At 32.4% G+C, this 11,750-nt stretch carries 8 protein-coding genes; all 8 read left to right on the top strand.

Annotated elements, in window-relative coordinates:
* The first annotated feature begins 2 nt into the window (after positions 1 to 2).
* Positions 3 to 2,876, top strand: coding sequence for a glycosyltransferase (locus FCR06_RS10080; protein ID WP_138499136.1), 2,874 nt, complete (start codon positions 3 to 5; stop codon positions 2,874 to 2,876).
* Positions 2,876 to 5,029: a glycosyltransferase gene (locus FCR06_RS10075; RefSeq protein ID WP_138499134.1), complete on the top strand. Its 2,154-nt coding sequence runs from the start codon at positions 2,876 to 2,878 to the stop codon at positions 5,027 to 5,029. Before FCR06_RS10080 ends, FCR06_RS10075 begins: the two co-directional genes overlap by 1 nt.
* A gap of 55 nt (positions 5,030 to 5,084) precedes the next feature.
* The gene (locus FCR06_RS10070; protein WP_138499133.1) at positions 5,085 to 6,404 is read left to right on the top strand and encodes a hypothetical protein; all 1,320 of its coding nucleotides are present in this window, start codon (positions 5,085 to 5,087) and stop codon (positions 6,402 to 6,404) included.
* Positions 6,405 to 6,464: 60 nt separating this feature from the next.
* Positions 6,465 to 7,796, top strand: coding sequence for a glycosyltransferase (locus tag FCR06_RS10065; RefSeq protein ID WP_138499131.1), 1,332 nt, complete (start codon positions 6,465 to 6,467; stop codon positions 7,794 to 7,796).
* A complete protein-coding gene (locus tag FCR06_RS10060) occupies positions 7,789 to 8,856 on the top strand; it encodes an NAD-dependent epimerase/dehydratase family protein (protein WP_138499129.1) in 1,068 nt (355 codons plus the stop codon). Before FCR06_RS10065 ends, FCR06_RS10060 begins: the two co-directional genes overlap by 8 nt.
* 38 nt (positions 8,857 to 8,894) lie before the next feature.
* The gene (locus FCR06_RS10055; protein ID WP_138499127.1) at positions 8,895 to 9,566 is read left to right on the top strand and encodes a class I SAM-dependent methyltransferase; all 672 of its coding nucleotides are present in this window, start codon (positions 8,895 to 8,897) and stop codon (positions 9,564 to 9,566) included.
* Between the two features lie 68 nt (positions 9,567 to 9,634).
* Positions 9,635 to 10,720: an NAD-dependent epimerase/dehydratase family protein gene (locus tag FCR06_RS10050; RefSeq protein ID WP_138499125.1), complete on the top strand. Its 1,086-nt coding sequence runs from the start codon at positions 9,635 to 9,637 to the stop codon at positions 10,718 to 10,720.
* Between the two features lie 109 nt (positions 10,721 to 10,829).
* Positions 10,830 to 11,750: a glycosyltransferase family 2 protein gene (locus tag FCR06_RS10045; protein ID WP_138499123.1), complete on the top strand. Its 921-nt coding sequence runs from the start codon at positions 10,830 to 10,832 to the stop codon at positions 11,748 to 11,750.

Here is an 11,750-nt window from a genome sequence, read left to right as displayed (position 1 = left end):
AGATGGTTAAGTTAGAATATCAGAATTTTTATGATGAAAACTATTATCTACAGATGGTTCCTGGTATTCCTTATGATAGGACAGCTCACGATGGACACTGGTTGCGTTTTTTTAATGCAGTTGCGGATAAATTAATAAATTATGTATCGCCTAGTTCCGTATTAGATGTTGGATGTGCCAAAGGTTTTTTAGTAGAAGCATGTTACAATCGAGGTGTTTTTGTTCATGGTTTTGATTATTCTGAATATGCAATATCTTGTGTAAGAGAAGATCTAAAATCTTGTGTTTTTGTTGCTTCTGCTGCTGATTCAAATGCTTTTGATAAATTTAAAGACTCTTATGATTTAGTAATATGTATTGAAGTGGTAGAACACATGCCACGGGATGAGGCATTCAATGCAATTAAAAATATGTGTAAATATGGCAAAGTCATATTTTTCTCATCTACTTCTGAAGATTTTGGAGAACCAACACATTTAACAGTTTTACCTCGGATTAATTGGCTCAAAATATTTATCGATCATGGTTTTATTCCTGATTACAATTTTGACATATATGATTTAATACCTCATGGCATTTTACTACGTAAAATAGAAGATGAAGTCATAGAAATTAATAAGCTTTTGGAATTTAATGAGTTATATTTTGATAACTTAAACAATGAATTAAAGAATAAAAATATTATTCAGTCAAAGATAGTAAATTTAGAATCTAAAGTAAGTTCAACTCAAGTAGAATTAGAAAGCTCTCAACATCAACTCCAAGCAATTCAAGTAGAATTAGAAAGCTCTCAACATCAACTCCAAGCAACTCAAGTAGAATTAAAAAGCTCTCAACATCAACTCCAAGCAACTCAAGTAGAATTAGAAAGCTCTCAACATCAACTCCAAGCAACTCAAGTAGAATTAGAAAGCTCTCAACATCAACTCCAAGCAACTCAAGTAGAATTAGAAAATTGGCGAAATCTTGTCTCTTGGATGGAAACTAGCAAGTTTTGGAAGTTGCGAAAAATATATTTAAACTTAGTACAGAAAATACAGAATACTAATATAAATTTACCTTTGATATCAATTGCTATTAAAAGTATTACCATAATTCGTACAGAAGGTTATGAGGTATTTAATAAACGTGCATTAAATTTTTTAACATATAAAATGATGGGTTTCCGTACTAAGATTAGTTTCACAGATACACTAGTAGCAGAAGTTTTACAAAAATTAGCTGATTCTTCAGAATATACACAATGGATAAAAGACTACGAACCAACTAATGACGAACTAAAGCAACAAAAAAATCAAACTTTATCTTTAAATTATCAACCTGTTATCAGTGTAATACTTCCAGTCTATAAATTACCCATAACTATTTTAAAAGAGACAATCAATAGTGTATTGCAACAAACTTATACCAACTGGGAGTTGTGTATTGCATTCGCAGATATTAGTAATTTAGACACGATTGAATACTTAAAAGATTTAAGTTTGCAAGATAAACGAATTAAGATTGCCATTTTACCAGAAAATAAAGGAATTTCTGGTAATTCAAATGTATCTTTAGAAATCGCTACTGGAGAATTTATAGCTTTACTCGATCATGATGATTTGTTAACCCCTTGGGCATTTTATGAAGTAGCAAAGAAATTATGCGAGCAGCCAGATTTAGATTTCATCTACTCAGATAAAGACTGTGTCTGTGCAAACAGTACGACCAGGTCTCGGCTCTTACTCAAGCCAGAGTGGAGTCCAGAAATTTTGTATTCAGCTAATTATTTAACTCATTTATGTATTGCTCGTCGAGAGCTTGTGAATTCTTTAGGGGGATTTCGTCCAGAAACCGATGGAGCACAAGATTGGGATTTATTTTTACGTATTACAGAGCAAACATCACGTATTGCGCGAATTAATTCTGTACTTTACCACTGGCGTATTATACAAGGTTCAACTTCTTTAGGGATAGATTCTAAACCCTATGCACTTGAAGCGCAGCTAAAGTGTCTTAAAGATCATCTAAGTCGAACGCAATTACCAGCGATAATTTCACCACATACAGAATGTGGTTTTAGATTACAGTGGAAAACTCCACCTGCGAAAGTATCAATTGTTATTGATGGAGAAGTACCTTGGAGCTATTTATCAGCTTGCATCAGTGCTATTTCAGTATTTACTGACTCTAACTTGCATAAAGCCAAAATCGTTTTGCCAGAATCTAATTATTATTCACAAGCAAGTGAAATCAAGACACTAACAAAACATATTAATTTACCTATTGATTGGTTGGTCTTTAGTGAAGGAAATTCTAAGTTAGCAACTTTAGCAGAAGCAGCGAGACAGGACACTCCTGATGTGGTCTTGTTTGTATCAGGTCAAATCGCCAGATTTCAAGAGGGATGGATAGAAGAATTAAGCGGTTGGGTTCTTAATCATCCAGCTATCGGATTTTCTTCAGCACTTATTTTGACAAATAAAAATATAGTTGTCGAAGCTGGATTGATTGTTGATAAACATAATAATGGCTTTCCGTTATTTTATGGTAGAAACTTATATACTTGGGAAACATTTGGTGGAGCTTTATGGTATCGGAACTGTAGCGCTAGTTCTCCTTGGGCTGTAGCTTTTAATTATAAACATTACTTAAATGTAGGAGGATTACCTACAGATTCTCCTTCTGTGGTGCATTCAACAATCAAACTTTGTCAAGCTAGTGGAGCTGCTAATAAACGTGGTTTGGTAAATCCTCATGCGAGAGTGTTTTTAGCTGATTTACCAGAATATAATCTGCCAAAATTTAATGATTCTTTAGCAAACGATCCTTATTTTCATCCTGCATTTGCATCTGTAGTTCCTTTGAAATTAAAAGTAAAAAAGGGAGAACTTTGATGAATATTCCAGTATTTCTGAAAAAGTTAATTAAAGATAAGCTAATTCCTTTAGATAAGTACACTAAAGATGCAACTGCATTAGCCGCAGTTATGGATTTTTCCTTAAGTGATATTGATCAAATTCAGCAACATCCAGAAAGAGTTATTTTATCTGGATCTCATATTGTCAATTGGTATCTCCCATCCTTTGAAAATGCTTTTTATGGCGGAGTCATGACAATACTCCGGACGGCTGATTATTTACTTCAAAAAGGAGGAATGCATCAAAGATTTTTGATTTGTGGAGAAGCAAAGGCTGATGTGATTTTTGGGAATATTATTCAGGCATTTCCTGAATTAAGAACTTGTGAGGTTATAGTACTTAATACGATACAAGCAATTCATAATATACAGCCTGCCGATTTTTCTATAGCCACACTTTGGACAACTGCTTATATATTGTTAAAGGTTCAAAATACTGGATTGAAATTTTATTTTATTCAGGATTTTGAACCTTTATTTTATCCAGCTGGTTCCACTTATGCTCAAGCTGAAGCAACATACCGTTTTGGATTTTATGGAATTGCTAATACTATTAGTTTAAAAAATATATATGAAAGTGAATATGGGGGAAAATCTATTCACTTTACGCCTTGCGTAGATACTAGAGTTTTCTATGCCGATAATAGTTCCAGGAAAGATAACCCCAAACGAATCTTTTTTTATGGTCGTCCTGGACATCCTCGCAACGCTTTTGAGCTAGCCATTACAGCTATGCGTCAACTCAAAAATCGTTACGGTTCTAATATTAAAATATTGTCAGCTGGTGCAAACTGGAAACCTAAAGACTATGGGTTAGAAGGAGTAATAGAAAATCTTGGTTTGCTAAGTTATGAAGCAACAGGAGATTTATATCGCTCCTGTCATATTGGACTATCTATGATGATGACTAAGCATCCCTCTTACTTACCATTCGAGATGATGGCGTGCGGTGTATTAGTCGTTTCTAATATCAATAACAGTACAAAATGGTTATTGAAAGATAGGCAAAACTGTCTTTTATCTTATCCAAGCGCTACATATATAGCTGAAACAATATCAGAAGCAATCGAACGATACGAAGATTTAGAATATATTAGAGTTAATGCTGCCCAAGAAATAATAAATAACCATGCAGATTGGGATGTTGAAATCAAAAAAGTTTATAATTTCATTCTCAATCCTGAAACTAAATTTATCAATCGCGAAACTAAATCTAGTGGCGTTTTAATGCAATCTAATGGCAGTATTTTCGGCTCAATGGTATTTTATGTAAAAAATGGATATCGTCACTATGTGCCAGATATACATTGGATAAATAATAATGGGTATACTTGCCCTGATGATATTCAAATAGTAAGTGACGAAACGTTGCTAAACTATCTTCCCGCTCACCCTACACCACATTTTTGGTCATTTGCCGATTGGCAAAATCCGCCAAGAAATTGTAGTAGTATGCAGATGCGGGAAATAGCTGCGTCTAGGCTTCGTGGTAAAGGGATAGAAGTTGGAGCTGCTGCATCTCCTTTTCCTATACCTTTACACTGTAGTGTTGAATATGCAGATATATATTCTCAAACAACAATCAAAGATCAACTATATACAGGTCAAAATCCTCATAGTTTAATTGAACCAACTTTGATTACAGATTTAGAAAAGCTTGAAAGTATTGAAGATAATAGTCTTGATTTTATAGTTGCTTGTCATGTTATTGAACATGTGAAAAATGTTTTATTAGCTCTCAAAAATGCTTACAATAAACTTCGTGTGGGAGGTTATTTAGTTTTAGTGATACCAGACAAAGAAAGAACCTTTGATAAACAGCGCAAATTGACGACACTAGAACACTTGATTTTAGATTATCAAAATCCTTCATCAGAGCGAGATAGAGAACATTACGTAGAATTTTATCAATTGGCTTTTCCCACAGAACCCGATAAATTGTATGAAAAAGTAGATAAAAATTTCCGTGAACAACTTAATATACACTTCCATACTTTCACTTATAGTAGTTTTACTTTAATAATAGATTACGTATGCAAAAATATTAATCCTTGGTCATCTGTGTGGTCGCAACCTACTCTATCTAATCCAACAGAGGATATAGAATTTTATTTTGTTTTAACAAAGTAGTTTCTGCAATCATAGGGCAATCATATTGCAAAGTAACCGAGTGAGTAACTGATTCATGGAAACTAACCGCGCTATTTATTCACATAATCCTAGCGGACGCAGATTACTGTATGTTCATACAATAATGTTTCTACTTGCTTTTATATTAATTATCTCTAGGCGACCTGATGCAATTTTAAATCCTCAATTTTGGGCAGAAGATGGAACTGTATTTTATGCCCAAACATACAATAATGGAATTATAAATTCATTATTCTCACCTTACGCAGGATATCTAGATGCTATCGCTAGATTAACAGCGGCATTTAGTATGTTGTTCTCTTTCAAATCAGCACCACTTGTTTTTAATTTGATTGCTATTATAATTCAAATTTTGCCAGTAAATTTTTTAATTTCCTCTAGATTTTCAAAATTAATACCAAATATAAATTATAGAATTTATATATCGTTTCTCTATCTAGCTTTACCTGGATGCTATGAGGTCAATGCAAACATTACTAATGCACAATGGCGTATAGCACTTTTAATCTTTATGGCTATTATTTCTAAATCTTCTAATTTTTTGGTTAATTTATTTGATATTCTAATCATTTTGATAGGAGGATTAACTGGACCTTTCTCAATTTTGATAATATTGGCAATTTTATTTTTAATTATTTTTGAAAAAAAGAGCAATCAAAAAAAGAGAATCAATAATTTATTTTATATAAAGCTTGTCCTGCTACTAGGTACAGCATTAACCCAAATTTTAGTTCTTACTAATAATCAAATTGGTCAAAGTAGAATTAGTAAAATAGGCTCAATTTTTTTATCTTTTAATGATGTAAGAAAAATATTAGAAATTTTAACAAATCAAGTTTTTTCAATGTCTTTTTTTGGTACTCATATTACTAATTATTTGATTAACAGCTTGCCAGAGTCATTGTATATTATTTTGAATATAACACTTCTAATTGTAGGTTCTATTATATTGTTTTATTTGTTACTTAAATCTTCTATAGAACTAAGAGCATTTATTATATTTGCTACTCTTATTCCTTTTACAGCAATAGCTTTAGAGTTTCCTCACGTAACTCTGTTTGAACCTGTTGGTGTCGGTGGACGTTACTGGTTTAACTTAGTATTAGCTTTTTCATTAGGAACTATATGGCTTTGTTACAAAATCTACAGTATAAAAACTCATATGGCGAAGATATTTGCAGTAACGATACTAGCAACTATGTCCATTGGCATAGTAACTGACTGGCAACATCCTGCTTTTACTGATTTCAAATTTGCTAAGTATGCTGATAGATTTATGGAATTACCAAGTGGACAGGAAATTATAATTCCAACTAATCCAGAACCTTGGTCTATGAAATTAATTAAACATTAGCTACGAGTTCTAATTATTAAGTTTATTAAATAATATTTATTACTGATGATTTTAATAAACATGATTACCCTAAAAAAATTATTCCAGCCCAAAATACTAAAGTTTCTGATAGGTGGTGGTTTAGCAGCAGCACTCAACTTAGCACTAATTTATTTAATAATTGAAAAGTTAAAATTTAATACCCCTTTGTTACGAAATATTGCTAATATAATATCTATTGAAATTTCGCTTATATCTAGTTTTTTTATATACCGGATTTGGGTTTGGACTGGTGGTATTTGGACAATTCAAGAAGTATTTTTACGACAACTTCCTCTTTACCATGTCTCTGCTGGAGTTTCAGTATTTACTCGCATTTTATTTATTTTTCCAATTTTAGATTGGTTGAAAGTTAATTATGCAATCAATACTATAATTGGTGTAATTGCGAGCGCATCGATTAATTACTTGATTAGCGATCGCTTCGTATTTAAAACCCCAAAAGAAAAAATTTATAATAATTCACAGTCAGAAAAAATCTCAGTTCCATATTATCCAGAATCATTAGCTCCAGCTCTATCAGTAAATCATACTTTAAGAAAAGATGAATCAAGAACGATAGATATTTCCAAATCTGTAAAGACTTTATCAATAGTAATTCCTGCATACAATGAAGAAGACTGCATAATTCAAACTCTTCAAACTATTTGCCAAATTTTAGAAAAAGAAAAAGTAGATTATGAAATTTTAGTTGTTAACGACAATAGCAAAGATAATACAGAGAAATTATTACAGCAGATAAATTCTGAAAATAGTAAGCTGCGTTATGTCAATAATTATTATCCTAATGGCTTTGGTTTTGCAGTTCGTTGCGGATTAGAAAATTTTACAGGAGATGCTGTAGCGGTAGTTATGGCTGATAGTTCGGATGCACCAGAAGACATCGTATCTTATTACCGTAAACTACAAGAGGGATACGATTGTGTTTTTGGTTCCCGCTTCATTAAAGGAGGTAAAGTTATTGATTATCCTAATCACAAGTTAATTGTAAATCGTTTAGCTAATTTATTTATTCAAATTTTATTTGGCTTAAAATTTAATGATACTACTAATGCATTTAAGATTTATCGTAAAGATGTTATTCAAGGTATCTCACCTCTAGTATCTCATCATTTCAACTTAACCGTAGAAATGCCACTTAAAGCTGTAGTAAGAGGATATTCTTATACAACTATTCCTATTATTTGGAGAAATAGAACTACAGGTGTTTCTAAGTTAAAGCTTAAAGAAATGGGAAGTCGATATTTATTTATAGTCCTCTACATCTGGCTAGAAAAACATTTATCGCGGGGAGATTATCATCTAAGTAATAATAGAGTGCTAGTAAATCAAAGGTTAAAACGAAATGGCTGAGAAGATTCTAATCTTAGGAGGTGCTGGTTTTGTTGGTAGTTCTTTAGCAGTTTATTTAAAAAAGCATTACTCTCAGTGGAAAATTATATGTTTTGATAATCTCCGAAGGCGCGGTTCAGAATTAAATCTTCCTAGACTGAAAAATTTGGGAATTGACTTTATTCATGGTGATGTTCGTTCTTCTAGCGATTTAGATCCTGGAATTTTTAGTGTCGATACCATCATTGATTGTTCTGCTGAACCTTCTGTACTTGCAGGATTTGTATCTCCACAATATGTCTTGCAAACAAATTTGGTGGGAACGATAAATGTTCTTGAACTGGCTAGACAAATTCAAGCTCGTTTGCTCTTTCTATCCACTAGTCGTGTTTATCCAATTGAAACACTTAAATCTGTTAATCTAGTAGAATTACCGACCCGCTTTAACATTACTGTTGAACAGACAATACCAGGAGTGTCTCATTTTGGTATTGCAGAAGAATTTCCACTGCAAAACTACCGTTCTTTATATGGTACTACTAAACTAGCCTCGGAAATGCTGATTGAAGAGTATCGGCAGGCTTATAATATTCAGGCTATAGTCAATCGTTGTGGTGTAATTACAGGACCTTGGCAAATGGGTAAAGTTGACCAAGGTGTTTTTGTTTTGTGGTTAGCTGCACACTATTTTGAAAAATCTTTAAGCTATATAGGTTATGGCGGAACAGGTAAACAAGTAAGAGATTTATTACATATTGAAGATTTATTATGCCTAATTAATTATCAGTTAGAACATTTTTCTGAATTAGAAGGAGATGTTTTAAATGTTGGTGGAGGTGTTGATAATAGTTTATCTCTATTAGAAACTACTAAATTATGCGAGGTAATTACTGGTAAATCTATTCTGATAAAATCAGAAGAAACAGCTAGACAAGGTGACATCCCCATCTATGTTACTGATTGTTCAAAAATAAGTCATAAGACTGGATGGAAACCAATAATGAATCCAGAACGAACTCTTAAAGATATTTATAACTGGATTGTTGAATATGAAACAATGCTTAAACCTATATTATCTTAAATTATTTAGTGAAAACTAGCTTTTTAGCTCAAAGACTTATGAAACAAGAAGAATATCTAAAAAAACTTTACTCTAACCGTTTTGATCATCAACAGAGAAGAGCTAAAATAGTGTTGTGGAAAATCTTAATTGAGGATTTTTTACAAAAGCACGTGGGAAAAGACTCAATTACTTTAGATATTGGGGGAGGCTATTGTGAGTTTATTAATAATATTCAAGCACAACAAAAATACTTAATAGATCTTAATCCTGATTCTCAAGCATTTGCTAATTCTGACGTAAATGTTCTCAATCTAGATATTTTGAACTTAAGAGAACAGGAGAAAATAAAAGAACGGTTTGATAGAATTTTTGTTTCAAACTTTTTTGAACATTTAAGCAATAAAGAAGAGCTAATTGAAGTTTTGTTATTTTGCTTTAACTACCTCAAGCCTGGAGGAGCAATATTAATCATCCAGCCAAATTTTAAATATTCGATTAAAGAATATTATGATTTTATCGATCATCAATTACCAATAACGCATCTTTCACTTCAAGAATTACTATATACTATTGGGTTCAGAATTGATATTCTAATTCCCAGATTTTTGCCATATTCAACTAAAGGTAGACCAGCATCGCCTAAATTATTAAAACTTTATCTCAAATTACCGTTTGTTTGGAATTTTCTGGGAGGACAAATGTTTATTAAAGCAACTAAACCGTTCTAATTTAACTTCAAGTAAAAGGCCATTTTATCCTAAACTAATAGTTGTACTATGACGTGATTCAAAATATTATGCCCACCGTTTTAATTACTGGTTCTTGCGGTTTAATTGGTTCAGAATCGGTTCATTTTTTTGCTCAGAATGGTTTTCATGTTCTGGGTATCGACAATAATATGCGGGCGGTATTTTTTGGTGAATCAGCATCAACACAGTGGAATCGCTGTATCCTAGAAGATAAATACGGTGACAGCTATCGTCATTATGATATTGATATCCGCGATCGCTCTGCAATAGAAAACCTCTTTCAAGAATATTCCTCCGATATTTGTCTAATTATTCATACAGCAGCGCAACCATCTCATGATTGGGCAGCAAAAGACCCTCATACAGATTTTACAGTTAATGCTAATGGGACTTTAGTATTACTAGAAGCAACTAGACAATATTGCCCTGATACAACTTTTATATTTACCTCAACTAATAAAGTCTATGGCGATACTCCTAACTATTTACCGTTGGAGGAGTTAGAAAAACGTTGGGAAATTGAACGAAATCATAAATACACAGAGGGTATTGATGAGTCAATGACAATTGACAACTCTAAACATTCTCTCTTTGGTGCTTCTAAAGTTGCTGCAGATATATTAGTTCAAGAATATGGTAAATACTTCGGCATGAAGACTGTTACCTTTAGAGGAGGTTGCTTAACTGGGCCTAACCATTCTGGCGCTCAGTTACATGGTTTTCTAGCTTACTTAATGAAATGTACTATTACAGGTGACACTTACACCATATTTGGCTATCAAGGTAAACAAGTTAGAGATAATATACATAGTTACGATCTAGTCAATGCTTTTTATCATTTTTATCAAAATCCCAGATGCGGAGAAGTTTATAATATTGGCGGTTCTCGGCATAGCAATTGTTCTATGTTAGAAGCAATCTCAATTTGCGAAGATATTGTAGGTAAAAAACTGCAATATACTTATACAGAAGAGAATCGCTCTGGCGATCATATTTGGTACATTTCAGATGTAAGAAAATTCCGTTCTCATTATCCAACATGGGAATATAAGTATAATCTTCGAAAGATATTAGAGGAAATTTATAATGCTCAAGTATCCAGAAATGTTGGTTATTATCAAAAGCTGTTTTAAAAGTATCTAGATTGTGATTTGCGTTAGTTCGTTTTGATAAGCAAGCTTGAAGATTAGAGAATTAAAATATAAAATACCTAAATAGAGTTGTTAGATAACATCTAAATTAATGAGAGCAAAAGTGGCAGCTTATATAACCCTTTATCAAGATAAACAAGCTGCTAACAAGTGTATACAAGCTATTAAATCTCAATCTATACCAATAGATATTGTTTTTGTAGTAGATAATTCTGAACAAGAATTACTAAAATTGAATAATAGTGCATCGGTTTTGATACATCATTATCCAGAAAATATTGGTATTGGTCAAGGTTTAGTACTTGGGGTGGAATGGGCAATAAGGGAAGATTATGATTTTTTATGGACTTTTGATCAGGATAGTTTACCGACTAAAAATTGTTTAGAAATTTTGTTAAAATTTTACAATAAACTGTCTTTAGAGAATGATAAGAAAATTGCAATTATTGCTCCTACTTCTATCGATGAGAAAACAGGGAAAGTTATAGAAGGAGCAGTTTTTGTAAAAGACCAGTTTAAAAGTTGCAAACACAAGGATAATGTCGATTTTTATGAATGTGATTCTCCTATAACTTCTGGTTCTTTGATTTCCATTGCTGCTGCTAAAACTATTGGTTTGCCTCGTGCAGAATTATTTATAGATGGAATTGACCTCGACTATGGACTAAGATTACACCAACAGGGATTCCGTAATTTGATAGTTACTAAAGCTATTATGTATCATAATTTTGGTAATCCAGTCAAAGTAAAATTTTTTTGGCGAGAAGCGATTGTTCACCAATACTCTGTTCTACGTAACTACTATATCAATCGAAATCACACTTATTTAGAAACTCGTTATGCCCAAGGCTTATATCGACTAACTAGTTATAGTCAGCGGATAAAATATTTACTCCGCAGGATAGTTACAATTTTGCTTTATGATCATGAGGAAAAAACTATAAAAATATGGGCTTGCTTGCTAGGAACATTTCACGGTTTTCAAGGAAAGCTTGGAAAAACTTGGTTTTGA

The sequence above is a fragment of the Nostoc sp. PA-18-2419 genome, from assembly GCF_005869855.1.
Classification (GTDB): Bacteria; Cyanobacteriota; Cyanobacteriia; order Cyanobacteriales; family Nostocaceae; genus Nostoc.
This window is presented reverse-complemented; position numbering and strand designations above follow the sequence as displayed.

What these genes read in the sequence shown, in the direction of transcription:
- FCR06_RS10080 (WP_138499136.1), top strand. Translation starts at nt 3, where the DNA reads ATGGTTAAGTTAGAATATCAGAATTTTTATGATGAAAACTATTATCTA.
- FCR06_RS10075 (WP_138499134.1), top strand. Translation starts at nt 2,876, where the DNA reads ATGAATATTCCAGTATTTCTGAAAAAGTTAATTAAAGATAAGCTAATT.
- FCR06_RS10070 (WP_138499133.1), top strand. Translation starts at nt 5,085, where the DNA reads ATGGAAACTAACCGCGCTATTTATTCACATAATCCTAGCGGACGCAGA.
- FCR06_RS10065 (WP_138499131.1), top strand. Translation starts at nt 6,465, where the DNA reads ATGATTACCCTAAAAAAATTATTCCAGCCCAAAATACTAAAGTTTCTG.
- FCR06_RS10060 (WP_138499129.1), top strand. Translation starts at nt 7,789, where the DNA reads ATGGCTGAGAAGATTCTAATCTTAGGAGGTGCTGGTTTTGTTGGTAGT.
- FCR06_RS10055 (WP_138499127.1), top strand. Translation starts at nt 8,895, where the DNA reads ATGAAACAAGAAGAATATCTAAAAAAACTTTACTCTAACCGTTTTGAT.
- FCR06_RS10050 (WP_138499125.1), top strand. Translation starts at nt 9,635, where the DNA reads ATGCCCACCGTTTTAATTACTGGTTCTTGCGGTTTAATTGGTTCAGAA.
- FCR06_RS10045 (WP_138499123.1), top strand. Translation starts at nt 10,830, where the DNA reads ATGAGAGCAAAAGTGGCAGCTTATATAACCCTTTATCAAGATAAACAA.